This is a genomic window from Solimonas flava DSM 18980 (assembly GCF_000426685.1).
Classification (GTDB): domain Bacteria; phylum Pseudomonadota; class Gammaproteobacteria; order Nevskiales; family Nevskiaceae; genus Solimonas; species Solimonas flava.
In genome coordinates this window covers 23609-49614 of record NZ_AUFV01000014.1, presented here as the reverse complement: position 1 = coordinate 49614, position 26006 = coordinate 23609, and the positions used below count along the sequence as shown (strand labels likewise).

Annotated in this window: 23 protein-coding genes; 8 read left to right on the top strand and 15 right to left on the bottom strand. The window is 67.7% G+C overall.

Features of this window, described 5'->3' with window-relative positions; genetic code table 11:
• Positions 1-9: 9 nt before the first annotated feature.
• From K343_RS0115050 to prfB, 3 genes are all read right to left on the bottom strand, one after another.
• Positions 10-1197 carry a multidrug effflux MFS transporter gene (locus K343_RS0115050; protein ID WP_028008778.1) on the bottom strand — a complete coding sequence of 396 codons (1188 nt, stop codon included), beginning with the start codon at positions 1195-1197 and terminating at the stop codon, positions 10-12.
• Positions 1198-1467: 270 nt separating this feature from the next.
• Positions 1468-3039, bottom strand: a complete 1572-nt coding sequence (gene lysS, locus K343_RS0115045; RefSeq protein ID WP_051278512.1) for a lysine--tRNA ligase — start codon at positions 3037-3039, stop codon at positions 1468-1470.
• 2 nt (positions 3040-3041) lie between these two features.
• Positions 3042-4137 (bottom strand): peptide chain release factor 2 gene (gene prfB, locus K343_RS0115040; protein ID WP_154662599.1). Its coding sequence is split into 2 segments (ribosomal slippage): positions 3042-4064 and positions 4066-4137, totalling 1095 coding nucleotides; the frame shifts between segments, so codons are not numbered across the junction.
• A gap of 150 nt (positions 4138-4287) precedes the next feature.
• Here prfB and K343_RS23585 point away from each other — a divergent pair.
• Positions 4288-5595: an OmpA family protein gene (locus K343_RS23585; RefSeq protein ID WP_051278510.1), complete on the top strand. Its 1308-nt coding sequence runs from the start codon at positions 4288-4290 to the stop codon at positions 5593-5595.
• A gap of 108 nt (positions 5596-5703) precedes the next feature.
• Here K343_RS23585 and K343_RS0115030 read toward each other — a convergent pair whose 3' ends face one another.
• Positions 5704-7833, bottom strand: a complete 2130-nt coding sequence (locus tag K343_RS0115030; protein ID WP_084615917.1) for a DUF1302 domain-containing protein — start codon at positions 7831-7833, stop codon at positions 5704-5706.
• 165 nt (positions 7834-7998) lie between these two features.
• Between K343_RS0115030 and K343_RS0115025 the strand changes: the two genes are divergently transcribed.
• The 4 genes from K343_RS0115025 to K343_RS23580 all read left to right on the top strand — a co-directional run bounded on the left by K343_RS0115025 (position 7999) and on the right by K343_RS23580 (position 11856).
• Entirely contained in the window at positions 7999-9027 is a 1029-nt protein-coding gene (locus K343_RS0115025; protein ID WP_028008774.1) for an AraC family transcriptional regulator, read from the top strand.
• Positions 9028-9167: 140 nt separating this feature from the next.
• Positions 9168-10583, top strand: a complete 1416-nt coding sequence (locus K343_RS0115020; protein WP_043112880.1) for a DUF1329 domain-containing protein — start codon at positions 9168-9170, stop codon at positions 10581-10583.
• Between the two features lie 75 nt (positions 10584-10658).
• Entirely contained in the window at positions 10659-10886 is a 228-nt protein-coding gene (locus tag K343_RS0115015; protein WP_028008772.1) for a hypothetical protein, read from the top strand.
• 13 nt (positions 10887-10899) lie between these two features.
• Positions 10900-11856, top strand: a complete 957-nt coding sequence (locus tag K343_RS23580; RefSeq protein ID WP_051278508.1) for a hypothetical protein — start codon at positions 10900-10902, stop codon at positions 11854-11856.
• Positions 11857-11890: 34 nt separating this feature from the next.
• Here K343_RS23580 and K343_RS0115005 read toward each other — a convergent pair whose 3' ends face one another.
• From K343_RS0115005 to cyoA, 7 genes are all read right to left on the bottom strand, one after another.
• Complete coding sequence (locus tag K343_RS0115005) at positions 11891-12436, bottom strand: response regulator transcription factor (protein ID WP_028008771.1); 546 nt, start codon at positions 12434-12436, stop codon at positions 11891-11893.
• Positions 12420-13745, bottom strand: coding sequence for an ATP-binding protein (locus K343_RS0115000; RefSeq protein ID WP_043112896.1), 1326 nt, complete (start codon positions 13743-13745; stop codon positions 12420-12422). The genes K343_RS0115005 and K343_RS0115000 overlap by 17 nt, the downstream gene beginning before the upstream one ends.
• Before the next feature lie 26 nt (positions 13746-13771).
• Positions 13772-14488: an SURF1 family protein gene (locus K343_RS0114995; protein WP_051278519.1), complete on the bottom strand. Its 717-nt coding sequence runs from the start codon at positions 14486-14488 to the stop codon at positions 13772-13774.
• A 74-nt stretch (positions 14489-14562) separates the two neighbouring features.
• Positions 14563-14967 carry a cytochrome o ubiquinol oxidase subunit IV gene (cyoD, locus tag K343_RS0114990; protein WP_020649106.1) on the bottom strand — a complete coding sequence of 135 codons (405 nt, stop codon included), beginning with the start codon at positions 14965-14967 and terminating at the stop codon, positions 14563-14565.
• On the bottom strand, positions 14967-15584 hold the full coding sequence (cyoC, locus tag K343_RS0114985) for a cytochrome o ubiquinol oxidase subunit III (protein ID WP_051278505.1): 618 nt from the start codon (positions 15582-15584) through the stop codon (positions 14967-14969). The genes cyoD and cyoC overlap by 1 nt, the downstream gene beginning before the upstream one ends.
• Positions 15585-15588: 4 nt before the next feature.
• Positions 15589-17601 carry a cytochrome o ubiquinol oxidase subunit I gene (gene cyoB, locus K343_RS0114980; RefSeq protein WP_043112878.1) on the bottom strand — a complete coding sequence of 671 codons (2013 nt, stop codon included), beginning with the start codon at positions 17599-17601 and terminating at the stop codon, positions 15589-15591.
• Positions 17598-18689, bottom strand: coding sequence for a ubiquinol oxidase subunit II (cyoA, locus tag K343_RS22380; protein ID WP_245585208.1), 1092 nt, complete (start codon positions 18687-18689; stop codon positions 17598-17600). The genes cyoB and cyoA overlap by 4 nt, the downstream gene beginning before the upstream one ends.
• Before the next feature lie 234 nt (positions 18690-18923).
• Here cyoA and K343_RS0114970 point away from each other — a divergent pair, with 234 nt between their 5' ends.
• The gene (locus K343_RS0114970; protein ID WP_028008766.1) at positions 18924-20276 is read left to right on the top strand and encodes an MFS transporter; all 1353 of its coding nucleotides are present in this window, start codon (positions 18924-18926) and stop codon (positions 20274-20276) included.
• Positions 20277-20487: 211 nt separating this feature from the next.
• Here the strand turns inward: K343_RS0114970 and K343_RS0114965 are convergent, their stop codons facing one another.
• The 4 genes from K343_RS0114965 to minC form a co-directional block, all read right to left on the bottom strand.
• The gene (locus K343_RS0114965) at positions 20488-21264 is read right to left on the bottom strand and encodes a ferredoxin--NADP reductase (RefSeq protein WP_028008765.1); all 777 of its coding nucleotides are present in this window, start codon (positions 21262-21264) and stop codon (positions 20488-20490) included.
• A 319-nt stretch (positions 21265-21583) separates the two neighbouring features.
• Positions 21584-21841, bottom strand: coding sequence for a cell division topological specificity factor MinE (gene minE / locus K343_RS0114960; protein ID WP_028008764.1), 258 nt, complete (start codon positions 21839-21841; stop codon positions 21584-21586).
• Positions 21842-21851: 10 nt separating this feature from the next.
• Positions 21852-22661, bottom strand: coding sequence for a septum site-determining protein MinD (minD, locus tag K343_RS0114955; protein ID WP_028008763.1), 810 nt, complete (start codon positions 22659-22661; stop codon positions 21852-21854).
• A 45-nt stretch (positions 22662-22706) separates the two neighbouring features.
• A complete protein-coding gene (gene minC, locus K343_RS0114950; RefSeq protein WP_028008762.1) occupies positions 22707-23432 on the bottom strand; it encodes a septum site-determining protein MinC in 726 nt (241 codons plus the stop codon).
• A 126-nt stretch (positions 23433-23558) separates the two neighbouring features.
• Here minC and K343_RS0114945 point away from each other — a divergent pair, with 126 nt between their 5' ends.
• Together K343_RS0114945 and K343_RS0114940 are read left to right on the top strand one after the other, a co-directional pair.
• Positions 23559-25013 carry a circularly permuted type 2 ATP-grasp protein gene (locus tag K343_RS0114945; RefSeq protein ID WP_043112875.1) on the top strand — a complete coding sequence of 485 codons (1455 nt, stop codon included), beginning with the start codon at positions 23559-23561 and terminating at the stop codon, positions 25011-25013.
• A complete protein-coding gene (locus tag K343_RS0114940) occupies positions 25014-25985 on the top strand; it encodes an alpha-E domain-containing protein (protein ID WP_028008760.1) in 972 nt (323 codons plus the stop codon).
• Positions 25986-26006 lie beyond the last annotated feature (21 nt).

The following is a 26006-nucleotide window of genomic DNA, read 5'->3' as shown; positions in this document are numbered from 1 at the left end:
CCGGAGCGCTCAGGTGCCGTCGGCCTGGACCTTCGGCACCAGCACGTGCACCAGCGTCACCGCGGTGATGCCGCAGGCCGCCATCACCGCGCCCATCGGCACCGGCGTGCCATCGTGCAGCGCGCCGGCGATCGCGCCGGTGACGGCGGCGATGGTGAACTGCAGCGTGCCGAGCAGCGCCGAGGCGATGCCGGCGCGATCGCCGAACGGCGCCATCGCTGCCGCGGTCGCGTTCGGGAACGAGAAGCCGAGGCTGGCGATCGCGAAGAACAGCGGCACGACGATGCCGGCGAGACCGCCGAAGCCGGTCACGGCGTCGAGCAGCAGCACGCAGCTGGCGCCGGCGCTGCTGACCAGCGCGCGGCGCATCACGCGCTGCGCCGGCAGGCGCCGCAGCGCCAGCGCGTTGAGCTGCGAGGCGACGATCAGCCCGGCGGCGTTCATGCCGAACAGCCAGGAGAAATGCAGCGGGCTCAGCTGGTAGGCGTCGATGAAGACGAAGGCGGCGACCGAGATGTACGCGAACATCGCGCCCTGCGCGGTGCCGCCGGCCAGCGCATAGCCCATGAAGCGGCGATGGCCGAGCAGGTGCAGGTAGCTGCGTGCGACCTCGGCGACGCCATGCGCGCGACGCTGGGCGATGGTCTCCGGCAGCACGCGCGCGGCGAGCAGCATGCAGAACGCGCCGAACAGCGTCAGCGCCGCGAAGATGCCCTGCCAGCCGAAGGCGTGGAAGACCTGCCCGCCGATGGTCGGCGCCAGCACCGGGGCGATGCCCATCACCGCCATCATCGCCGACAGCACCTGCGCCATCTGCTGCGGCGGGAAGCGATCGCGCACCATCGCGCGGACGATGACCATGCCGGCCGAGCCGCCGAGCGCCTGCACGAAACGCAGCAGCACGAGTCCTTCGATGCTCGGGGCGAAGATGCAGCCCGCCGAGGCCAGCGCGTAGACCGCCATGCCGAACAGCAGCGGCTTGCGCCGCCCGTAGCGGTCGGCGAGCGGACCGTAGACGAGCTGGCCGATCGCCAGGCCGATGAAGAAGGCCGACAGCGTCGCCTGCACGGCGGCCGCGTCGGCGCCGAAATGCGCCTGCAGCGCCGGAAAGCTCGGCAGGTACATGTCGATCGAGAACGGACCGATCGCGATGATCGCGGCGGAGGCGATGATCCAGATGCGCAGCTGACGATCCATCCGCTCCTCGTTCGCTTGCCGGGCCGGCCATGGCGCGGCGCCGGCTTCATTCGTTTGCGCCGCCGCGCGGCGCGGGCCCCGAGTGCGCCGGGCCGCATGCCGCGCAGGCTCCGGCCTCAGGGCGCGGGACGCTGCGGCGGCCGTGCGTCAGGGACGGCAGACCGGGTCAGGGACCGGGTCTGCCGGATCAGCCGGCGGGGCCAGGCCCCGCCTCCTGCCGCCCGCCGCCCACCCGCTCGAAGCGGCGTACGCGTCTGCCGCCGCGAAGCCCTACGCTTCGGGCCGCATCTGCGGAAACAGCAGCACGTCGCGGATGCTCGGCGAATCGGTCAGGAACATCACCAGGCGATCGATGCCGATGCCGACGCCGGCGGTCGGCGGCAGGCCGTACTCGAGCGCGCGGATGTAGTCGGCGTCGTAGACCATCGCCTCGTCGTCGCCGGCGTCCTTGGCGGCGACCTGGGCCTTGAAGCGCGCGGCCTGGTCGTCGGCGTCGTTGAGCTCCGAGAAGCCGTTGGCGACCTCGCGGCCACCGATGAAGAACTCGAAGCGGTCGGTGACGTCCGGGTTGTCGTCGTTGCGGCGCGCCAGCGGCGAGACTTCGGTCGGATACTCGGTGATGAAGGTCGGGTCGAACAGGTTCGGCTCGACGGTCTTCTCGAAGATCTCCGTCAGCAGCTTGCCCGGTCCCATGCCCTTGGTCTTGACGCCCCAGGCGCCGAGCACCTGCTGCATGTAGACCTCGTTGAGCTTGCGCAGCTCGGCGGCGTCGAGCGGCTCGCAGCCGCTCAGGGTCTCGACGGCGCCAGGCGCCAGCGTCGCGTATTCGATGACGGCGTCGAGCATCGAGATGCGCTTGAACGGCTGCCCGAGATCGTATTCGCGATCCTGATACCGGAGTTTGCCGCCGCCGTTGACGGACAGCGTCAGATCGCGGATCAGCGTCTCGACCAGATCCATCGCGTCCTGGTAATCGGCGTAGGCCTGATAGAACTCCAGCATCGTGAACTCGGGGTTGTGCCGCGTCGACAGCCCCTCGTTGCGGAAGTTGCGATTGATCTCGTAGACCTTCTCGAAGCCGCCGACCACCAGGCGCTTGAGGAACAGCTCCGGCGCGATGCGCAGGTACAGATCGCGGTCGAGCGCGTTGTGATGCGTGATGAACGGGCGCGCCGTCGCGCCACCCGGGATCGGCTGCAGCATCGGCGTCTCGACCTCGACGAAGCCGAGCGTGTCGAGGAAGTTGCGGATGAAGCGCACCGCCTGGCCGCGCTTCTCGAAGGTGCGCTTGACCTCCGGATTGACGATCAGGTCGACATAGCGCTGGCGGTAGCGGATCTCGGTGTCGGTCAGACCGGCCCACTTCTCCGGCAGCGGGCGGATGCCCTTGACCAGCAGTTCGACCGTCTGCGCCTTGACCGACAGCTCGCCGGTCCTGGTCTTGAACACAGTGCCGCGCACGCCGACGATGTCGCCGACGTCGTAGTGCTTGAACGCGTCGTAGGCCTCGGCGCCGACCGCGTTCTGCTGCACGAAGATCTGGATGCGGCCGGACATGTCCTGCAGCTGGCCGAAGCTGGCCTTGCCCATCACGCGCTTGGCGATCAGGCGGCCGGCGAGCGCGAACATCTGCGTCTCGGTTTCCAGCGACGCCGCGTCGCGCTCGCCGTAGAAGCCGTGCAGGTGCTCGGCCAGCGTGTCACGGCGGAAGGTGTTCGGGTAGGCGTTGCCGGCGGCGCGCAGCTTGTCGAGCTTGTCGCGGCGGGCGGCAATGACGTAGTTCTCGTCGACGGGCACTGCGCCCTCGGCGGCCGCGGTCGCGGGCTTCTGCTCTTCGCTCATTCTCACAATCCTTGCTTGAGGCTCGCCTCGATGAACGGGTCGAGGTGACCGTCCAGCACTTTCTGCGTGTCGGCGATCTCGACGCCGGTGCGCAGATCCTTGATGCGCGACTGATCGAGCACGTACGAGCGGATCTGGCTGCCCCACTCGATGTCGCTCTTGGAATCCTCGAGCGCCTGCTTCTGCGCGTTGCGCTTCTGGATTTCCTGCTCGTACAGACGCGCCTTGAGCATCTTCATCGCGCGGTCGCGGTTGGCGTGCTGGCTGCGCTCGGTCTGGCAGGCGACGACGATGCCGCTCGGCACGTGCTTGATGCGGATCGCCGACTCGGTCTTGTTGACGTGCTGGCCGCCGGCGCCGGACGAGCGGTAGGTCGCGACTTCCAGGTCCGCCGGATTGATCTCGATGTCGATGTCGTCGTCGACTTCCGGCGCGACGAACACGCCGGCGAACGAGGTGTGGCGGCGGTTGCCCGAGTCGAACGGCGACTTGCGCACCAGGCGGTGCACGCCGGTCTCGGTGCGCAGCCAGCCGTAGGCATACGGTCCCTGGATATACAGCGTCGCCGACTTGATGCCGGCGACTTCGCCATCCGAGCGTTCCATCAGCTCGACCTTGAAGCCCTTGCTCTCGGCCCAGCGGATGTACATGCGCGCCAGCATCTCGGCCCAGTCCTGGGCCTCGGTGCCGCCGGAGCCGGCCTGCACGTCGAGATAGGCGTTGGCGTCGTCGAGCTCGCCGCTGAACATGCGGCGGAACTCCATGTCGGCCGCCATCTTCTCGAAGCGGGCGACGTCGCGCGCGACCTCGTCGACGGTGGCCTGGTCGGCCTCGGCCTCGGCGAGATCGAGCAGGTCGAGCGCGTCCTTGAGACCGTTGTCGGCCGATTCGATCGGCCGGATCACGTCCTCGAGCTTGGCGCGCTCGCGGCCCAGGTTCTGGGCGTATTCGGGGTTGTTCCAGACTTCGCCGCGCTCAAGCTCGGCGTTGACTTCGACCAGGCGATCGCGCTTGGTTTCGTAGTCAAAGATAGCCCCGCAGCGCGTCGAAACGCGCCTGCAGGGCCGTCACCTCATTGCGTAACTGATGCGCTTCCATTGCGGATGCGTGTCTTCAAGGGGAAAAGGGCCGGGATTATACGTTGCCGCCGCGCCCGTCGCGTGGTCCGCGCGCAGCGCGGCGGCCCGCCGGAGGCGCTGCTATAGTCCAGCGGAGCGATTCTCAAAACGAAATCAATGGGGGAATGCCATGAAGGGACTCAAGGTAATCGGCCTGCTGTGCGCGCTGCTCGGCGCCGGCCAGGGCTGGGCACAGGATGACGGCGAGAGAGGCCCGCGCGGACTCGAAGGCACGCCGTGGTACGTCTCGCCGATGTTCTCGTACACCGATTCGGACAGCGACCGCGGCACCGACGGCGGTCTCGGCGGCATCCTCTCGGTCGGCAAGAAGCTGACCTGGGGCCTGACGGTCGAAGCGACCGGCTTCTACTCGACGATGGACGCCAAGAGCGGCGGCGGCAGCGCCGAGCTCAACGGCTACGGCGCCAGCGCGCTGTTCTTCCCGTCGCAGACGCTGCCGAACCTGTTCGGCGTGGTGTCGCTGATGGTCGGCCACACCAGCGACCTGCCCGGCCCGCGCGCCAACTACGACTCGACCGTGTTCGACGTCGGCCTCGGCTACCTGCAGCCGGTCACGCGCCACATCATGATTCGCGCCGAGGCGCGCTACCGGACCGATGCCAAGGGCAGCGAACCGACCGGCGCCAAGGGCAAGGATTCGAACTTCGCCGAGGGCGTCTACAACCTCGGCCTGCTGTTCCCGTTCGGTCTGCCCGAGGAACAGGCGCAGGACAGCGGCGCCGAGATCGCGGCGATCACGTCCGCGGACGATGACAACGACGGCGTGCCGAACGACGCCGACCAGTGCCCGAACACCCCGGCCGGCGCCGTGGTCGACGCCAACGGCTGCGAGGCCGACGCCGACGCCGACGGCGTGCCGGATCGCGCCGACCAGTGCCCGGACACGCCGGCCGGCATGCAGGTCGACGACAAGGGTTGCCCGCTCGACGGCGACGGCGACGGCGTGCTCGACACGGTCGACGAATGCCCGCACACCCCGGCCGGCGCCAAGGTGCTCGCCAACGGCTGCGCGCTGGTCGGCGACTGCCGCACGCCGAAGGCGGGCGAACAGGTCGACGCCAACGGCTGCGCGGTCGACAAGCGCTTCGTGCTCAAGGGCGTGAAGTTCGAGTTCGACTCCGACCGCCTGACCGACGACGCCAAGACCGTGCTCGCGCAGGTCGCCGAGACGCTGCAGGCCTATCCGGACGTCAAGGTCGAGATCCAGGGCCACACCGACAACATCGGCTCGGACGCCTACAACCAGGGCCTCTCCGAGCGCCGCGCGCGCGTGGTCAAGGCCTTCCTCGCCGAGCACGGCGTCGCCGCCGCGCGCATGTCGCCGGTCGGCTACGGCGAGAGCCAGCCGATCGAGAGCAACGACACCGAGCAGGGCCGCGAGAACAACCGTCGCGTCGAGCTGAAGGTGATGGAGTAAAGACCGGCGGCCGACGCCGCCGTCGCACAAAAAAGGGGCCGCCGCGCGGCCCCTTTTTCTTTGCGCGGCGCCCGGCGGCGGCCGCGCGGCAGCGGCGGCGACGACGCCTCAGAACGCGTAGCTGAAGCTCAGCGCGAGATTGTCGCGGTCGCGGCGCGTGTTGTAGCCGCCGCCGCCCGTGTACCACTGGTAGAGCACGCGGGCGCTGAGACCTTCAGTGAAGTTGATGTCGGTGCCGGCGGCGATCTCCTTGCGGCCCTCGACGAAGTTCTGCATCGGCGACGGCGCGATGCCGCCGATGTCCCAGAAATAGCCGAGCGTCGGCTTGAAGTTCCAGCCGAACAGCAGGTCGTTGTACTCGGCGCGCAGCGCAAAGCGCAGCCCCCAGGCGAACGAATCGGCGAAGCCGCGGTTCTGCTGCGTCGGATTGAGGCGGCGCGGGTCGGGCTCGCCGTCGGCGGTGCCGGTGCCGTCGGCGCCCGGGCTGTGGTGCGTGCGGCCGGCGCCGGAGCCCTCGAACTGGATCTGGCCGTGCCGCGGCATGTCGACCACATGCGTCAGGCCAAGCTCGCTGATCAGGATGATCTGGTCGGCACCGAACGGGTTCTCCGAGAACGCGCGGATCGCCGTCAGGTCGAGCTGGCCGACCTTGAGACGTTCGTAGCCGCGCACGTACTGGCCGGCCTCGATGCGGCCGAGGTGGCGGTAGGACTTGATGAAGCTCGGCACCGCGACGTCGGCCGACGGGAAGGTCGAGCCGAGCAGTTCGACGATGTCGCCGAGGCCGCCGCTGCCGGTCGGCAGCAGGTTGATGAGATCGTTGAGGCCGTTCGGCGTCACCGAGTACTGCTGCGCCGGAAACGCCGGCTGCGCGGCGGTGAAGATCACGTCGGTCAGCTGGATCTGCACCGGCAGGTTGTCGCGGAACGCGTATTCGCCGGCCAGCGACCACGAGCCGACGTTGGTGTTGAAGCTGACGCCGAACAGGTGGATGTCCTCGGGGTATTCGAGCGCGAGGCGGATGGTGTCAATCGGCAGCGGCTCGCCGCGCGGATCGCCGGGCCGCGGCCGGGGCAGCGGCAGCGTGCCGTTGAATCCGTTGCAGGCGAAGTACGCGCTGACCACGTTGCTCACGTCGCGCGTGCAGGAATCGTCGGCGGCGTACGCCGAGGCGTACGGCAGCCGCGAGTGATAGTTCAGGTAGTAGAGGCTCAGTTCGGTGCCGCCGTTGAGCCAGTCGGCGAAGTAGTTCAGGCGCACGCCGTACTGGCCGTCGTTCGATGCGCGGCCCTCGTGCGCGAGCATGCGCGCCGAGGTGCCGCTGATCAAGCCGAGCGGGCCGGCCAGATGGCCGATGCCGTCCGGGTCCTCGCCGAGCTGGCCGAGGCTGAACATCGCGTAGCGGCCGCCGCCGGCGATATCGCTGTCCGAGTAGAAGCTGCCGCGCGCATCCGGCCGCGTGCGCCGCCAGCCGAGCTGGTAGAAGACCTCCGCCGAAACACCGTCGAACAGATCCGACGACAGCAGCGCGACCGGCACCGGCTGGAACACCTCGCTGAACTCGGAGCCCGGCATGTGCAGGATGTTCGAGTCCGGCGGATTGACCTCGGCGATGCTGTTGAGCGCGACGAAGGTGCTCTCGCCCCAGCGCACCGTCTGACTGCCGACCGACACCGTGCCCTGGCGCTCGCCCCAGGTGAAGGCGTACTGCACGTAGGCATCGTAGAGGCGCGCGCCCTCGGCGTAGCGGCGGTCGATCTGCTCCGGCCGCTCGGTGCGGCGCGGCTGGTAGGTGGTGTCGTTGTGGCGCTCGTCGAAATCGTTGTTGACCGGATCGAAGAAGCCGAGGCCGCGCACGCGCGCCGTCCAGTCGTTCCAGGTCAGCGTCAGGTCCGCCGACAGCTTGGTGGTCGCGGCGACGATGTCGTACTGCCGGTAGTTGAGATCGCCGTCGTCGCCGTTGACGCCGCTGAACGCGCCCCTGGCGTCGATCAGGCGCTGGTTCGGCGCCGGATCCCCGGTCAGCGACAGACAGTTGTCGGCCGCGCAGAGATCCTGCTGGCCCGGCACGTTGAGCTTGCCGATCTGGTGCCGGTAGTCGATGTCCTGCATGCGGATCGCGGCGCCGGCGCTGAAGCGGTTGTTCAGCATGAAGTTGACGTCGCCGAGCTGCCAGTCAGCGGCGCCGGCCGCCGGCGCCGCGAGCGCCAGCACCCACGCGTGTCGTGCCAAACGCATCCTTGCTCCTCCCGTCCATGACCCCGCTCTGCCGGCGGGTAATGGCGACGGACGCTAGCAGTGCACCTGCCGGGCGGCATTGCCCGAGCGTGACCTGGCGTTGTCATTTCGGCAAACTGTCGCATCGGCAGCACAGCCTCGGACCATTTCCATAGGACCACGCGCATGCGGGATTCGGGTTACTTCCTGGAGATCATTCACACCGGCATGGTCAACGCCGGCCTGAAGGTCAACGCCATCTACGAGCGGCTAGGCTACAACGCCGAAGAACTGCCGCTGCGCGAGATGCGCACCCCGCACCAGCTGCAGGCCTACTTCTGGGAAACCGTCGAAGCCGTCACCGGCGATGCCGAGATCGGCCTGCACCTGTGCAAGCACCTGCCGGTGTTCCACGGCGAAGTGCTCGAATACCTGATCTTCAGCAGCGCCACGCTCGGCGAAGGCGTCGAGCGCGCACTCAAGTACCTGCGCCTGCTGTCCGACGCGCTGAACGTGCGCGTCGTCAACGACGGCGACGGTGCGCGCGCGCTGGTCAAGGGCACCGCGGCCGACGCGCCGCAGCTGCGCCATACCGAAATCTGCGTGGTCTACGAACTGATCCAGTTCCTCAAGAGCGTCACCGAGCAGCGCTTCGCGCCGCTGCGCGTCGCCCTGCACTGCAGCCAGCGCGCCGGCCAGGCCGAATACGACCAGACCTTCGGCTGCCCGGTCAGCTTCGGCGCGCCGGAAAGCGAGATCTGGTTCGATCCGGCGATCCTCGAATACCGCTCGCCGCGCTGGGACCCGGACCTGCTCAAGCTGCACGAGGATCTCGCCGAACGGCGCCTGTCGAAGCTGCGCCGCCACGATCTCATCGAGCGCATCCAGAAGCTGTTCGCGCAGCGGCTCGAACTCGACCAGCTGACGCTCGAGGACGTCGCCGACGAACTCGGCGTGCCGACGCGGCGCCTGCGTTTCGAGCTGTCGCGCGCCGGCACCAGCTTCTCCGAACTGCTGTCGGACTTCCGCTTCGCGCTCGCCAAGCGCCTGCTCGCCGGCACCGAGGAGCCGATCGAGAACATCGTCTACCTGACCGGCTTCTCCGAGCCCAGCACCTTCTACCGCGCGTTCAAGCGCTGGTCGAACATGACCCCGGTGCAGTACCGCGAGCAGAAACGCTCGCATCGACGTCTGGCACGCGCCTCGGCACGCTGAGCGACTGACCCTGCCGCCAAGCACCGGCGCCGAGCAGCCAAGGACGCCTCCGCGCCCGTCTCTTACCGTGCGTCGCACAAGCGGACTGCCAAGAGCCGCGCCAGCCTGCCCAGGAAGGGCGGCGTCAGGAGGAGAGAGGGATGAAGCCGATGCACCGGGCCGCGCTGGCGGCCGTCGTGGCCGTGACCGTGAACGCCAGCGCGTGGGCCACCGCCACGCCTGATGAGGCCGCGCATCTGGGCCAGGACCTGACGCCGGTCGGTGCGATCCGCCAGGGCAACGCCGACGGCTCGATCCCCGACTGGACCGGCGAGAAGAACTTCCCCGAAGAGACCAAGCACTACACGCGCGCCCAGCTCGAAGACCTGCGCAAGAACAAGCCCGACGAGCTCGAAGCGAAGTTCAAGGGCACGATGGCGCCGGACTATCTGAAGCCGGTCGTGACCATCACCGCCGCCAACATGGCGCAGTACGCCGACCAGCTGACGGAAGGTCACAAGGCGTTGCTGAAGAAGTACCCGACGTACAAGATGAACGTCTACAAGTCGGTACGCACCGCGTTCTACCCGGACGCGATCTACAAGGCGACGATCGACAACGCCACCCGCGCCAGCCTCGAAGGCACCGACACGATCAGGAATGCGCGGCTCGGCTTTCCGTTCCCGATCCCGAAGTCGGGCGCCGAGGTCGTCTGGAACCACAAGCTCAAGTACAAGGGCTCGGCCGCCAGGCGCTTCAACAATCAGGCGATCGTCAAGCCCGACGGCAGTTACATCATCACCAAGATCGTCGAGGACGTGAAGTTCAAGTACGCGAACCTCGAAGAGCCCGGCGACACCAATACGCAGAAGCTGCTCGCCTACTATCTGTCCACCGTCGTCTCGCCGCCGCGCGTCGCCGGCCAGATCACGCTGGTGCACGAAACGCTGGACCAGTCGACCGGCGGCCGTCTCGCCTGGATCTATTCGCCGGGTCTGGGCCGCGTCAACCGCGCGCCCGACGTCGGCTACGACAATCCGGCGGTCGGCACCGACAACGAGCAGTACAACGACCAGATCGACGTCTTCAACGGCGCGCTCGATCGCTACACCTGGAAGCTGGTCGGCCGCAAGGAGATGTACATTCCGTACAACTCGTACCAGATCAATTCGCCGAAGGTGAAGTACGCCGACATCCTGCGGCCGCACCATATCAATCAGGACCTCGCCCGCTACGAGCTGCACCGCGTCTGGGTCGTCGACGCGACGCTCAAGCCGGGCATGCGCCACAACTTCGCGCGTCGCACCTTCTATATCGACGAAGACAGCTGGGCGATCGCCGCCGAGGATTGCTACGATGGTCGCGGCCAGCTCTGGAAAGTCCAGGAGGCGCACCTGCTGACGGTGCCGTTCATTCCGACGACGACGGGCATTCCGGAGCTGATCTACGATCTGCAGTCGACGCGCTACTTCGCGACGACGCTGGCCAACGAGGACGCGATCACGGATTTCGAGATCCGTTTCCCGGATTCTTACTTCGATCCGGCGAATCTCAAGCGCAAGGCGCGCAGCAGATAAGCAGTATGAAAGGTTGGGGATGTGTGTTCTTCGGCGGCCGCAAGGCCGCCTTCTTTTAAGCCCCACGGACCGGACATGAGCGGCAAGGCCAGCAAACTCCAGATCGTCACCCGCGAACTCGGCGCGCCGGCGCCGGACGCCCTCGCCGCACTCGACGCGGCGTCGCTGCAGCAGCTCGCCGACGCGCTGCGCGACGCGCGCCGGCGCCAGCGCGCGCAGATGGCGGCCGCCACCGACAGCGCGCTGCTGCATGTGCCGCTGCTGCTGCGCGGCGCGGTCAGAAAAATCCTCGGGATCCGCTAGCCGCAGCCGCCCGATGAGCACCCTGCGCACCCGCGCCGAACTGCAGCGCCTCGCCCGCCTGCTCGACGTGCCCGGCGAACGCCTGCGCGCCCTGGAGGTCGTCGGCCACGGCCCGCTCGCGCAGCTGCGCGAACGGGCCACGGCGATGCTCTACGACGCCGACCGCGAGCACCTGCAGCGCATCGCCGCGGCGACCCGGCTGCTGCCGGCGGCGATCGCCGCGCTGATCGCCGAGAAAAGCCTCGGTCCGCTGCTGTGCGCGCGCATCGCCGGGCTGCTGCCGCCGGACACCGCGCTCGACATCGCCCGGCGCCTGCCGGACGCCTTCCTCGCCGACCTCTGCCTCGAGCTCGATCCACGCCGCGCGCGCGCCGTCGTCGAGCGCATGCCGGTCGAACGCTGCGTGGCGGTCTCGCTGGAACTCGCGCGCCGCGGCGAGTACGTGACGATGGGGCGCTTCGTCGACATCCTCGGACTCGACGCACTGCTGGCGACGGTGACACGGCTGACGGACGACGCCGTGCTGCTCAAGGTCGCGTTCTACGCCGAGGACCGCGCGCGTCTCGACCGCGTGATCGAGCACCTGCCGGAGACCCGCTTCGGCGGCATCATCGACGCCGCGCTCGACGGCGGCGGCACGCTGTGGCCGGAAGCGCTGTCGCTGATCGCCGAGCTGGCGCCGCGCTGGCGGCGCAAGTTCGGCGAGCTCGCGCTGTCGCGCGCCGAGGACAGCATCCGCCACATCGTGCAGCTCAGCGATGCGCATCAACTGTGGCCGGCGCTGCTGCCGGTCGCCGACAGCATCGACGAACCCGAGGCGGTGCGCCGCCTGCACGCGGCGCTGCTGGCGCAGGACGTCGCCCTGCTCGAACGCATGGCCGCGGCCGCCCGCCACAGCCCGATGTACGCGCGTCTCGCCCGGCTCGACTGGCCGGCGCCGCTGCGCGCGGCGATCATGGCGCCGGACTAGGGCCGGTCAACGCCGACAGCGTCGCGGCGGACGCTCAGGACTCCGGCACCCAGCGCTTGCCGAGCTTGCGCGCCAGCGTGCGGCGGTGCATGCCGAGGCGCCGCGCCGCTTCGGAGACGTTGAAGCCGGTTTCGGCGAGCACCTCGTGGATGCGCTCCCACTCCAGCGTCTTGATCGAGGTCGGCCGCGCCGCGACCGGCACGTCGACCTTGCCTGGCTGCTGCACGAACGCCGCCTCGATGTCGTCGGTGTTCGACGGCTTGACCAGATAGTTGCAGGCGCCGAGCTTGATCGCCTCGACCGCGGTGGCGATGCTCGCGAATCCGGTCAGCACCACGATCTGCATGCCGGCGTCGTGCTCGTGCAGCGCCTGCACGACACTCAGGCCCGAGGCCGTGCCGAGCTTGAGGTCGACCACGGCGCGCTGCGGCGCGCAGTCCTGCAGCAGCGCCTGCGCCTCGGCCGGGCTGGTCGCCAGCAGCACGCGATAGCCGCGCCGCTCGAACGAGCGCTTCAGCGTGCGCGCGAAGGCGGCGTCGTCCTCGACGATCAGAAGTTCCGTTTCAGTCGATCCGCTCATCCTCTTCCCCGATCGCCAGCGCCGCGAGCGGCAGCTGCAGCGTCACGCGCGCCCCGCCCTCCGGACGATTCTCCGCCAGCACGCGGCCGCCGAGCTTGCGCACCACGTTGACGACCAGGAACAGGCCCAGCCCGCCGCCCGGACGCCCCTTGCTCGACTGGTACGGCTTGCCGAACTGGGCGAGCATCTCCGGCGCGAAACCGGGGCCGCGGTCGCTGACGGTCAGCGTCAGCGTCTCGCCGTCACGCAGGACCTGCATGCCGACCCAGCCCGGCGAGGCCTCGAAGGCGTTGTCCAGCACGTTATAAATGATCTGGCGCAGCGCCGTGTCGGAAACGATGCGCGCGTCCTCGTCGATCTCGTTGTCGTATTCAAGCGCGGCGGCGGATCGCGTCGCGCGCCAGTCGGCGACCAGTTCGTCGAAGAAACGCACCGCGGTCGTCACTTTCAGCGTCTCGCCGCGCGCCTCGCCGGCCGACAGCAGGATGCCGGTGACGATGGTCTTGCAGCGCTGCACCTCGGCCTGCATGTCCTCCAGCTCGGCGCGCAGCTCGGCGTCGTCGCGGAACACCGGCATGCGCCGCCAGTCGCCGAGGATCACCGACAGCGTCGCCAGCGGCGTGCCGAGCTCGTGCGCGGCGCCGGACGCCAGCAGGCCCATGCGCACGATGTGGTCCTCCTCGGCGGCGCGCTGGCGCAGCGCCGCGAGGCGCGCGTCGCGGGCGCGCAGGATGCGGTTGATGCGGGTGACGAAGATCACCAGCAGCCCGGCGTCGAGCACGAAGCAGATCAGCATGCCGATGATGTGCAGCCGGAACAGCTCGGTGACGCCGCCGTACGGCAGCGACAGCGGCAGATACCAGCGCGTCAGGCCGAGGAAGCAGGCCGTGGTGACGCCGACCAGCGTCCACGTCGACCAGGCCTCCAGCATCACCGCGCCGACGGTGACCTGCAGCGGATAGAGGAAGACGAACGGATTGGTGGCGCCGCCGCTGAGATACAGCAGCGCGGTCAGCGCGGCGACGTCGAACAGCAGGCCGACCAGCAGATCGCCGTTGCGCACCTCGCCGAGCTTGCGCGGCCGGCACAGGCTGAACAGGTTCAGCGCGACCAGGCCGCCGATCACCGCCGACATCGCCGCCAGCGGCAGGCGCACGTCGAACGCCAGCGTCACGTAGGCGATCGTCAGGATCTGGCCGGTGACGGCGATCCAGCGCAGCTGGATCAGCTGCATCATGTTCTGCTGGCCGACCGTCTCGCGCGGAGAGGCGAACAGCGAGCGCCGGCCGGCGGCGGAAAGCATCTGCATGGTCAAGGCGGGCTGCCGCCGCGGTATCAGGCGCGCCGCGCGCGGCGCCGGGTCCATTCCTGGCGGCCGACCAGCCCCGCCGCGCCGGCCACCATCAGCGCGAGCGTATACCAAGTGATGGCGTAGACGAGATGGCTGTTATGGAAACGCACCACCGTCAGACCACCGAGCGGCCAGCCGCCGGCGTTCGGCCGGACGTCGGCATCGACGAAATACGGCGCCACGTCGGCGGCCGGCAGACCGTCGGCGGCGGTGATCGCCGCGACGTCACGCGAGTACCAGCGGCCGGCGGCCGGATCGTTGCGGCGCAGGAAGCCGCCGCGCGGCTCGGTGCGCCGCAGCAGACCGGTGACCGTCACCGCGCCGGCCGGCTGCCCGGCCGCGCGCGTCGCCGGCGCGCGGTGCGCGGCATCGACGAAACCGCGATTGACGAGATAGAACGCGCCGTCAGCGCCGCGCAGCGGCGTCAGCACCCAGAAGCCCGGGCCCTGCTCCGTCACCGCCTGCACCAGCGTCTCGCGCTCGTTCACGAACACGCCATCGAGGCGCACCTTCAGATACTCGTCGACCGCGCCGGCGGCGATCGCCGGCCAGGCCTCGCGGCCGGGCGCCGCGACCGGTTCGGCCTGCAGATGGCGCTCGACGCGCTCGATCAGCTCAAGCTTCCACGCCAGCCGCCGCACCTGCCACTGGCCCAGCGAGACGAACCATGCGAACAGCAATAACGCCAACAGCGCCAGCAGCACGAGGCTGCCGGCGCTGCGCCCCGCCGGCGCGTTCGCGGCGGGGTCCTGCCGGTCATTGACGGAACCGCGACTCAGGGCATGTCCCGCATGTCGTGCGAGGCGGTCGGCATCATGTTGGCGTTCATGTGGTACATGACCCACAGCGAGCCGGCCAGAATGATCACCAGCAGCATGGTGGTGAAGATCAGCGCGATCATGTTCCAGCCGCCTTCCGACGACGTGTTCATGTGCAGGAAGTAGATCATGTGCACCACGACCTGCACCGCGGCGAAGCCGACGATCACGAAGATCGTCGTGTCGCGCGACTCGAAGACGTGGCCCATCACCAGCCAGAACGGGATCGCGGTGAGGATGACCGACAGGATGAAGCCGGTCAGATAGCTCTTCAGCGAGCCGTGCGCCGCGCCGCCGTGACCATGGCCGTGCTCATGGCCGTGGCCGTGCGCGTCGTGCGCGGTGTCGTGCGCTGCGCTCATCAGAGGACTCCCATCAGGTAGACGAAGGTGAACACGCCGATCCAGACCACGTCGAGGAAGTGCCAGAACAGCGACAGGCACGACAGACGGCGGCAGTTGGCCTCGGTCAGACCGCGCTTGGCGACCTGCACCATCAGCACCACCAGCCAGATGCTGCCGAAGAACACGTGCGCGCCGTGCGTGCCGACCAGCGTGAAGAACGAGGACAGGAACGCGCTGCGCTGCGGACCGGCGCCTTCGTGGATCAGGTGGTGGAACTCGTAAAGCTCGATGCCGAGGAAGCCGGCGCCGAAGATCAGCGTGATGAACAGCCAGATCAGCGTGCCGCTCTTCTTGCCCTGGGCCATCTGCAGCATCGCGAAGCCGTAGGTGATCGACGACAGCAGCAGCAGGCCGGTGTTGACGGCGACCAGTTCCAGATCGAACAGATCCTTGCCGCTCGGTCCGGCCGCATAGCTGTGACCGAACAGCGCGAACATCGCGAACAGGCTGCAGAAGATGAGGCAGTCGCTCATCAGGTACAGCCAGAAGCCGAGCATCGTGCCGTTTTCGGTGTGATGCTCCTCGCGCAGGAAGAAGGTCTTCCGGTCGATGTTGCTGATTGCGTGAGAACTCATGTGATTAACCCTTGGCCTTGGCCAGCAGCGCGGTGCGCGCGTTCTCGACGGCCGTGACCTCTTCGGCCGACAGGTGGAAATCGCGGTCGTAATTGAACGTGTGGTAGATCGCGTAGGCGACCATGCCGACGAACGAAGCGAACGCGAGCCACCAGATGTGCCAGATCAGACCGAAGCCGGAGATCGTCGCCAGCGCCGCGAGCGCCATGCCGGCGGTCGTGCCCTTCGGCATGTGGATCGGGATGAAGCCCTCGGTCGGGCGCACGTAGCCGTTCTTCTTCATGTCCCACCAGGCGTCCTGCTCGTGGACCACCGGCGTGAACGCGAAGTTGTAGGCCGGCGGCGGCGACGAGCTCGACCACTCCAGCGTGCGGCCGTCCCACGGATCGCCGGTCTCGTCGCGCAGCTGGTCGCGCTTGCGGATCGACACGACGATCTGGGCGATGTTGGCGAGAATGCCGCAGCCGATGATCAGCGCACCGACCAGCGCGATCTGGAACCAGATCTGCAGGCTCGGGTCCTCGAAGTGCGACAGACGGCGGGTGACGCCCATCAGGCCGAGCACGTACAGCGGCGTGAAGGCAACCCAGAAGCCGATCAGCCAGCACCAGAACGAGACCTTGCCCCAGAACGGATCGAGGCGGAAACCGGTCGCCTTCGGCCACCAGTAGTTCACCGCCGCGAAGGTGCCGAAGACCACGCCGCCGATGATCACGTTGTGGAAGTGCGCGATCAGGAACAGCGAGTTGTGCAGCACGAAGTCCGCCGGCGGCACCGCGAGCAGCACGCCGGTCATGCCGCCGATGGTGAAGGTCAGCATGAAGCCGATCGTCCACAGCATCGGCACTTCGAAGCGGATGCGGCCGCGGTACATCGTGAACAGCCAGTTGAACAGCTTCGCGCCGGTCGGGATCGAAATGATCATCGTCGTGATACCGAAGAAGGTATTCACGCTCGCGCCCGAGCCCATCGTGAAGAAGTGGTGCAGCCACACCAGATACGACAGGATGGTGATGCACACCGTCGCGTACACCATCGAGGTGTAGCCGAACAGCTTCTTGCGCGAGAAGGTCGCGACGATCTCCGAGAACGCGCCGAACAGCGGCAGGATCAGGATGTAGACCTCGGGATGGCCCCAGATCCAGATCAGGTTCACGTACATCATCGGGTTGCCGCCGAAGTCGTTCGTGAAGAAGTGCGTGCCGACGTAGCGGTCCAGCGACAGCAGCACCAGCGCCGCGGTCAGGATCGGGAACGAAGCGACGATCAGGATGTTGGCGCACAGCGCGGTCCACGTGAAGACCGGCATCTTCATCAGGGTCATGCCCGGGCAACGCATCTTGATGATGGTCACCATGAAGTTGATGCCGGACAGCGTGGTGCCGACGCCGGCGATCTGCAGCGCCCAGATGTAGTAGTCGACGCCGACGTCCGGGCTGTAGTCGATGCCCGACAGCGGCGGGAACGCCAGCCAGCCGGTCTTCGAGAACTCGCCGATGAACAGCGACAGCATCACCAGCATCGCGCCGGCCGTCGTCATCCAGAAGCTGAAATTGTTGAGGAACGGGAAGGCGACGTCGCGCGCGCCGATCTGCTTGGGCACGACGAAGTTCATCAGGCCGGTGATGAACGGCATCGCCACGAAGAAGATCATGATCACGCCGTGCGCGGTGAAGATCTGGTCGTAGTGATGCGGCGGCAGATAGCCCATGTTGTCGCCGAAGGCCATCGACTGCTGCAGGCGCATCATGATCGCGTCGGCGAAGCCGCGCAGCAGCATGACGAAGCCGAGCACCATGTACATGATGCCGATTTTCTTGTGGTCGATCGACGTGAACCACTCGTTCCAGAGATAGCCCCACTTGCCCTTGGCCGTGATCCAGGCGAACACGGCGAGGCCGATCAGGGCGGTGGCGATGAAGGTCGCGAGCAGGATCGGCTCATGGAACGGGACCGACTCCCAGGTGAGCCGGCCGGTCAGGAAGTTCGACGTCGTTTCAGCGCTTTGATGAATCATGGCGTGTTACCAGCGGCACGGGCGGCGGCCTCGCTCGACAGCGAGGTGCGTGCGAGATAGGAAGGCGTGTCGGTGTCGCACATGGCGAGCACGTAGTTCGGACGCGGGCGCTCCAGGCCGCGCGCACGCTGTGCGTCGTAGGAGAGCTGCGAGACGTTGAAGATGCCGGCCTTGCCGAGGCCGCCCTTGGCGTCGATCGCCATCATGTCGCTCATGCACATCTTGTTCGGATCGACGCACATGTTGAGCACGGCCTTGAACAGCGCCGGATCGACTTTCGCGTAGTGGCGCACCGGCTCGGCACGGGTCGGCTGCTCAAGCTGCAGATACACCTCGCGGTTCAGCTCGCCGCCGTCCGCGCGCAGCTGCGCGACCCATTGATCGAACTCAGCCTGCGGCAGGCCGCGGAAGCGGAAGCGCATGTCGGTGAAGCCGGCGCCGCTGTAGTGCGCCGAGACGCCGGTGGTGTCGACCGGCTGGTTGACGATCGCGTGCAGCTCGGTCTGCATGCCCGGCATCGCGTAGATCATGCCCGCCAGCGTCGGCACGTAGAACGTGTTCATGACCGTCGAGGCGGTGATCCGGAAGCGGACCGGCTTGTCGACCGGCAGCACCAGATCGTTGACCGTGGCGACGCCCTGCTCCGGCAGGATGAACAGCCATTTCCAGTCGAGCGCGACGACTTCGACATCCAGGTACTGGACGTCGGCCGGCAGCGCACGCGCCGCGTCGATGCGGTCGAGCGGACGGTATGGATCGAGCTTGTGCGTCGCGATCCAGGTCACCGTGCCGAGCGCGATGATGATCGCCAGCGGCGCCGACCAGATCACCAGTTCGAGCTTGGTCGAATGGCTCCACTCCGGATCGTAGGCGGCCTCTTTGTTGGACTGGCGGTAACGCCAGGCAAACAGCAGCGTCAGCAGCATCACCGGCACGATGATGAGCAGCATCAGGAAGGTCGACAGGTAGATCAGATCGCGCTGCTGGAGGGCGATGTCGCCGGCCGGCCGCAGCACATCCGAATGGCAGCCGGCGAGGACCGCCAGCAGGCTAACCGCTATCAGGCCGCGAAAGAGACGCACAGGCATGGCATATGCACTTCAGGGGAGATTTCGGGAGCGCGACTTTACGGTTTCGCGACACGAAACTCGATTGGACGTTTTGTCCCATTGCGTGCGGCCAAGCGCTTGATTTCCGGACGGCCGCAGCGGGCCGACGAACGCCCGGCCAGCCCCCGGAAACGCGCTGGCAAAAGGCCTGCCGGCGGTTCATAGTGGCGCCATAACGCATAAATGCCCCCGAGGGCTCAAGGAAGGAGGACCATGAACGCAAACCTTCAGGCGGCCACCCCGGCCGGCGCACTGACCGACACCATCGAGGCACAGCCGCACGGGGCTCACGACATCCACCCCGGCGACATCGCGATCGGCGTCATCATTGGCCGAACATCTGAATTCTTTGACTTTTTCGTGTTCGGCATCGCCGCGGCCCTGGTCTTCCCGCAGGTTTTCTTCTCGTTCACGGACCCGATGCAGGGCACCGTGTACTCGTTCCTGCTGTTCGCGCTGGCATTCATTGCCCGCCCGTTCGGCTCGCTGCTCGCCCGCCTGATCCATCGTCGCTACGGGCGCGGCACCAAACTGACCTTCGCACTGTTCGTGCTCGGCACCGCCACCGCCGGCATCGCCTTCCTGCCCGGCTACGCCGTGCTCGGCAGCAACGCGATTCTGCTGCTGGCGCTGTTCCGCATCGCCCAGGGCATCGGCCTCGGCGCCAGCTGGGACGGCCTGCCCTCGCTGCTGGCCCTGAACGCGCCGCCCGGCCAGCGCGGCTGGTACGCGATGGTCCCGCAGCTCGGCGCGCCGATCGGCTTCATCATCGCCGCCGCCGTGTTCGCCTATCTGCGCGTCAACCTCGCCGACGCCGATTTCTACGACTGGGGGTGGCGCTTCCCGTTCTACGTCGCGTTCGCGATCAACGTCGTCGCGCTGTTCGCACGTCTGCGCCTGGTCGTCACGCCGGAGTTCGCGCACCTGCTCGAAACCCGCGCGCTGGAGCCTTCGCCGCTCGGCGAACTGTTCCGCCTGCAATGGCGCAACGTGCTGCTCGGCGCGCTCGCGCCGCTGGCCAGCTACGCGCTGTTCCACCTGGTGACGATCTTCCCGCTGTCCTGGGTCACGCTGTTCACCAAGGAATCGGTCGCCGAGTACCTGGTCGTCGAGATCTGCGGCGCCGGACTCGCGGTGCTGACGATGCTGATCTCCGGCAAGCTCGCCAACCGCTACGGTCGGCGCACGACTTTCGGTTTCGGCGCCGCCCTGGTCGCCGTGTTCAGCGTCGCCGGCCTGATGCCGCTGTTCCTCAAGGGCACGACCACCGGCGCCTACATCTTCATCCTGGCCGGCTTCGCCCTGCTCGGCTTCACGCACGCCCAGGCCTCGGGCATCGTCAACTCGAGCTTCGCCACCCGCTTCCGCTACAGCGGCGCCGTGCTGACCTCGGACTTCGGCTGGCTGCTCGGCGCGGCTTTCGCGCCGCTGGTGGCGCTGCAGATCGCCACGCACCTCGGCGTCGGCTACGTCGGGCTCTATCTGCTGTCGGGCGCCGTCGTCACGCTGATCGCGCTGTGGATGAGCCGCTCGGTCGATACATCCGCCGTACCGGCCGGCCGATAGGACACCCGCTTCCGGCCGCCGCGGCGCGCGTCGGACCGCAAAGGCGAACGCCCGCGCCGGACCGGCTGGCGCGGGCGGCGGCACACCGGACGCGAAGCCTCGTCGCCCGCCCAGGTCGCAAAGAAAGGGGTTCGCCCGCCAGGGCGACGTCAGGCACCGGACGCGCGGCACCGGGCACGCCGCATCGCATCTGCGGCGTGCCGATCGCCGGCTACTTCTCGACGAAAGCGCGCTCGATGACGTAGTCGCCCGGCGTACCGATGTGCGGCGAGATCCCGAAGCCGTGGCGGTCGAGCACGCCGCAGAGATCGGTCAGCAGCGACGGGCTGCCGCAGATCATCACGCGGTCGGTCTCCGGACTCATCGGCGGCAGGCCGATGTCCTGGCAGAGCTTGCCGCTTTCGATCAGGTCGGTGATGCGGCCCTGATTGCGGAATGGCTCGCGCGTCACCGAGGGGTAGTAGATCAGCTTGTCGCGCACCAGCTCGCCGAGGAACTCGTGGTTCGGCAGCTCCTCGGTGATGTACTCGTAGTACGCAAGGTCGTTGATGTGGCGCACGCCGTGGAACAGCACGACCTTCTCGTAGCGCTCGTAGACGTCCGGATCGCGCGCCAGGCTCATGAACGGCGCGAGGCCGGTGCCGGTGCCGATCAGGAACAGGTGCTTGCCGGGCTTGAGGTCGTCGACCACCAGCGTCCCGGTCGGCTTGCGACTGACGATCAGCTGATCGCCGACCTTGAGGTGCTGCAGCCGCGAGGTCAGCGGGCCGTTTTCGACCTTGATGCTGAAGAACTCGAGATTCTCGTCGTAGTTCGGGCTGGCGATGCTGTAGGCGCGCATCAGCGGCTTGCCGTTGACTTCGAGCCCGATCATCACGAACTGGCCATTGCGAAAACGCAGCGAGGTATCGCGCGTGCACGTGAAGCTGAACAGTGTGTCGTTCCAGTGCCGGACCGACAGCACGGTTTCAGTAGCGAGAGCAACCATTCGACGAAAATCCCGGGAGAAGCCGACCAAAGGCGGCGCAGTTTAAGAAAAATCCCCCGGGGGCGCACTCCTGCGTCCGGGTGAGTCGCGCCGCATTTCTTGCGCGCCGGCGCGCACCGGCGCGGACTGCAACAGACGGCGCGCGAGTCTGCCGGCCGTCGCCGCACCGCTCAAGGAACGTTTGCTTCTAAGCTTATGCGCACCGTCCCGCACCCGCCCCCCGCACTTCGCCGGGGCCGCAAACGACGATGCCCGCACGCGGCGGGCATCGTCTTGCAACATCGGCCGCGCAAACTGCACGGCGTGGGAAACGGCTCTGCTAGCCGGTCTCAGGCAGCGTGATGTTCATCTCCAGCACTTCGAGTCCGTCCTCGCGCTGCACATTGATCTGCACGGCATTGTCCGGCACCTGCACGTACTTGCGCACGACGTTGAGCAGCTCTTCGCGCAGCATCGGCAGGTAGACCGGGCCGTTGGCGCGCCCCTCGCGCTGGTGCGCGACGACGACCTTGAGCCGTTCCTTGGCGACCGAAGCGGTGTTCTTCGGCTCGCCGCGTAAGAATTTCAGCCAGTCCATCGCCATTGCGTCAGGTCCCGAAGATGCGGCCGAGCAGACCCTTCTTCTCGGCGGTGATGAAGCGGTGCTCGCGTGCCTCGCCGAGGAAGCGGGCGACGAGATCCTCGTAGGCGCGGCCGGCGTCGGTTTCCTTGTTGACGATCACCGGCGAGCCGGCGTTCGACGAAGTCAGCACTGCCGGCGATTCCGGAATCACGCCGAGCAGCGGGATCGCGAGGATCTCGCGGACGTCGTCGACCGACAGCATCTCGCCCTTGGCGACGCGCGCCGGGTTGTAGCGGGTCAGGACCAGATGCTCCTTGACGCGGCCCTCGCCCTTCTCGACGTGGCGCGTCTTGCTCGACAGCAGGCCGAGCACGCGGTCGGAGTCGCGCACGCTGGAGACTTCCGGATTGGTGACAACCAGCGCCTCGTCGGCGAAGTACATCGCCAGATGCGCCCCGCGCTCGATGCCGGCCGGCGAATCGCAGACGATGTAGTCGAATTCCTTGGCAAGCTCATTGAGCACGCGCTCGACGCCGGCCTCGGTCAGCGCATCCTTGTCGCGCGTCTGGCTGGCGGCGAGGACGTAGAGGTTCTCGTGCGTCTTGTCCTTGATCAAGGCCTGGCGCAGGTTCGCCTCGCCATTGATGACGTTGACGAAGTCGAACACGACGCGGCGCTCGCACCCCATGATGAGGTCGAGATTGCGCAGGCCGACGTCGAAATCGATGACGACGGTCTTGTAGCCGCGCATCGCAAGGCCGGTCGAGAACGACGCGCTGGTCGTCGTCTTGCCGACGCCGCCCTTGCCAGAGGTCACTACGACGATTTTTGCCACGGGGTCTTCCCTAAGGGTTGGGTTCTGCGGGCCGGCGAGACGGGCTCACCAGTCCAGTCGTTCGATCTTAAGCTTGCCATCGGCCAGCAGCACCTGCGCCGGCTTGCCGCGCAAATCGCCCTGCATCTGCTCGGCGACGGCATAGACGCCGGCCACCGCCACCAGCTCGGCCTCGAAGCGGCGGCAGAATACCCGCGCGGTGGTCTCGCCGCGGGCGCCGGCGATCGCCCGGCCGCGCAGCGCGCCGTAGATATGGACGCAGCCGTCGGCGACCACTTCGGCGCCCGGGCTGACCGTCGAGGTCACGATCAGATCGCCGTCGGCGGCATAGATCTGCTGCCCGGAGCGGACCGGATCGGTGATGATGCGCGTCGGCTTGCGGGCACCGGCGGCCGGCGCCGGCACGGGCGCCGGCTCGGCGGGGGCGGGGGCGGACGCCGGGGCCGGCGCCGCAGCGGCCGGCAGCGGTCGCGATTTGGCGCCTTCCGGCGGCAGCACGGCCAGCCCCCAGCTGCGCGCCGATTCGGCGAGCGGGCCGTCGCCGACGCCGATCGGCTGCATGCCCACCTCGCGCAGCGCCGCCAGCACGCCGCCGAGGTCCATCGGCGCGTCGGCTTCGAGGATGATCGGCATGCCCTGCACGGCCTGCGGCATCTGCCGGGCGAAATCGCGCAGCTGGGCGCCGATGGCCGCGAGATCGGGATCGAGCACGCGGGCGCGCGTCAGCGACAGCATGCGGCCCTTGAATTCCAGCGCTTTGATGGACGTCATGGTCTTGCAAAAGAGATTGCGGAATTCTACACAGTTCATATCGCCTCCAGCCGTGCTGCGGCCGTTGGCTCGCGTTTTGCTTCATCGCTGTCATCACGACTCGACACGGAAAAGCTCAGCCACCGCATGGCCATCGACTGGAGTCAGTACCGCTGCAAGGACTATTACGACGAGTTAATGGCCGCGCCCGGCCAGCCGCGTCCCGCCGCGCAGCATCTCGTCCATTACCTCGGCAGCCTGACGCCCGAGGAGCTCGCCGAGCGGCGCCTGGCCGCCGAGCTGGCGATCAAGGTGATGGGCATCACCTTCACCGTGTACTCGGAAGGCCGTAACGTCGACCGCTCCTGGCCGTTCGACATCATCCCGCGCACGCTGCCGAAGACCGAGTGGAACAAGACCGAAGCCGGCCTGCAGCAGCGGGTGCGCGCGCTGAACCTGTTCATCCAGGACATCTACGGCCCGCAGAAGATCGTCAAGGACAAGATCTTCCCGGCCGAGCTGCTCGCCGAATCGGTCAACTTCCGCCCGCAGTGCGTCGGCATCCGTCCGCGCCATGGGGTCTGGGCCCATATCTGCGGCTCGGATCTGGTCCGTGACCTCGACGGCACGCTGTACGTGCTCGAGGACAACCTGCGCGTGCCGTCCGGCGTGAGCTACATGGTCGAGAACCGCCAGGTCACCAAACGCGTGTTCCCGGAGCTGTTCCAGACCGGCGCGATCCTGCCGGTCGACGACTACCCGGCGCAGCTCTACGACATGCTGGCGGCGATGTCGCCGCGGCCCGGCGACACGCCGTCGATCGCGCTGCTGACGCCGGGCATCTACAACTCGGCCTACTTCGAGCACTCCTGGCTTGCACAGCAGATGGGCATCGAGCTGGTCGAGGGCCAGGACCTGTTCGTCGGCGACGACAACTGCGTCTACATGCGCACCGTCTACGGGCCGAAGCGCGTCGACGTCATCTACCGCCGCGTCGACGACCTGTTCCTCGACCCCGAAGCCTTCCGCCCGGACTCGATCCTCGGCGTGCCGGGCCTGATGCGGGCGTGGATCGCCGGCAAGGTCGCGCTGGTCAACGCGCCCGGTGCCGGCGTCGCCGACGACAAGGTCGTCTACGCCTTCGTGCCGAAGATGATCCGCTATTACCTCGGCGAGGAACCGATCCTGCCGAACGTGCCGAGCTACCTGTGCATGGACGAGCACGACCGCAGCTACGTGCTCGACCACCTCGACCAGCTGGTCGTCAAGCCGGCGAACGAGTCCGGCGGCTATGGCATGCTGATCGGGCCGCGGGCGACGAAGAAGGAGCGCGACAAGTTCCGCGAACTGATCGTCGCCAATCCGCGCAACTACATGGCACAGCCGACGCTGGCGCTGTCGACGGCGCCGACGCTGGCCGACGGCAGCATCGAGCCACGTCATCTCGACCTGCGCCCGTTCATCCTGTCGCGCGGCGACAGCACCTACGTCACCACCGGCGGCCTGACCCGCGTGGCGATGACCAAGGGTTCGCTGGTCGTCAACAGCTCGCAGGGTGGCGGCGCCAAGGACACCTGGATCGTCGATCTGGAGGCCGCTTAAGTGTTATCCCGCGTCGCCGACAACCTGTACTGGCTGGGCCGCTACCTGGCCCGCGCCGAGAACACCGCACGCCTCATCAGCGTCCATTCGCATCTGCTGCTCGACCTGCCGCGCGGCATGACGCTCGGCTGGTCGCCGCTGGTCGACATCCTCGGCGCCAACCACGCGTTCGAGAGCCTGTACGCCGACGATTCCGAGGCGCAGGTCGTGCGCTTCCTGATCACCGATCCGGAGAACGGCAGCTCGATCGCCGCCTCGGTCGGCCATGCCCGCGAGATCCTGCGCACCGTTCGCGACAGCACGCCGCGCGACGCCTGGGAGCAGATCAACGCCCTGCACCTGTTCCTGCAGGAGAAGGGCGAGAAGCACCTGCCGCGCGCCCACCGCCAGGCCGGCCTCGATCGCGTGATCGACGGCATCCTGCTGCTGCGCGGCATGCTGGCCGCGAACATGACGCACGACGTCGGCTATCACTTCCTGCAGGTCGGTCTCAGCCTGGAGCAGGCCGACATGACGACGCGCATCGTCGACGTGCGCACCGTCGACCTGATCCGCGCCCGCACCGCCGAGGAGCTGCGGCCGTTCGTGCAGATCCAGTGGATGAGCGTGCTGCGCTCGCTGATGGCCTACCAGGCCTATCGCCGGCACGAGAAGATCCGCGTCAGCGGCCCGGCCGTGCTGCGCTTCCTGCTGCAGAATCGCGACTTCCCGCGTTCGGTGATGTTCTGCCTCAACCACATCGGCCGGACGCTGCCGAACCTGCCGCACAACCGCGCCAGCGAGCGCTCGATTGACCGCATCCGCGCGCTGATCCAGGACGCCAACTTCGAGCGCCTGCTCGACCAGGGCCTGCACGAATGGATCGACGAGATCCAGGTCGGCATCGGCGCCGTGCACGAGTCGCTGGCGAAGAGCTACTTCCAGGTGGATTCCGGCACCGCGCCGACGCAGCGGCAGGTGGCCTACAGCTGAGCCCTCGCCGACGCCGGGCGG